The organism is Pseudomonas sp. GW822-FHT02D10 (assembly GCF_058802345.1).
In genome coordinates, this window is the sequence record NZ_JBXAOB010000038.1 from 1 (window position 1) to 842 (window position 842).

The following is an 842-nucleotide window of genomic DNA, read 5'->3' on the forward strand; positions in this document are numbered from 1 at the left end:
GCAGGCTGCGATCTTTTACTGTTCAATACCCAATCACGTTGGCCCGAGAATCCTCACCCGGTTGTCCTGACGTCCATTGTTGTCTCAGTCAGATAATCGAATCGATATCAAGCGTATACGGTGCGCCAATGGTATGACCGTAGATCGAAGCTATCGGTGCGTAGACACTGTCGCTCGATGGCGCCATGGCCAGCTGTTCAACGACCTGGTTCTCCGGGTGTGCCTGCCAGCGGGGCAGGTTGTCGGCCAGCCGTTCAGGTTGTTCTGGGAGCAGTCCATAAACATCCTTCTCTCTAACAGTCGTATAACGCAGAGTGGCCAGCCGAGCGCGGGTTGTTTTTACCTTGTCGATCTCACGATTGATTGCACCTATCGCCTGTTCGTGGGCTCGTACATACGCATCGGGACGCGCCAGTAAATCACGGCACTTGTCACGCAACTGCTGGGTGATTCGTATCAGTGCGCTCTCTATCCATTCAAACTCCCGCTCGGTCACCAACGAACGCCTGGACTCCTGGGCTTCTTGCCAACGCCGCAGGGTGGCCCAGCATGCCGGAATGTACCCACCGGTCATCGAGTGGTTGTCGGCATTGAATACTTGCGTCGGTAACGCCGGCCGATCCGGCAGGCCGTTTTGTTGCTGGAGCGCCACGCTGCACGCGGCATGCTGGGCGATGGTGTCGCAGCCGGGCTCCCAGAGGATCGAAGACTGTGCGTTACGACCGAACTCCACCGGCATGAAATGGCGCAAGGTGCCGTGGTGTTCGTAGGGTTCTCCCGTCCAGTTGGTGATCCCCGCGACAAACACCGAGAGGCCGAGCGGTACGTTGACGAAGGTTAAT

1 pseudogene is annotated in these 842 nt (G+C 57.6%); it reads right to left on the reverse strand.

The window, feature by feature from the left end:
* Nucleotides 1–88: 88 nt before the first annotated feature.
* Nucleotides 89–842 (reverse strand): annotated as a pseudogene (locus tag AC1RPZ_RS27315) (lipase family protein); the annotation flags it as partial.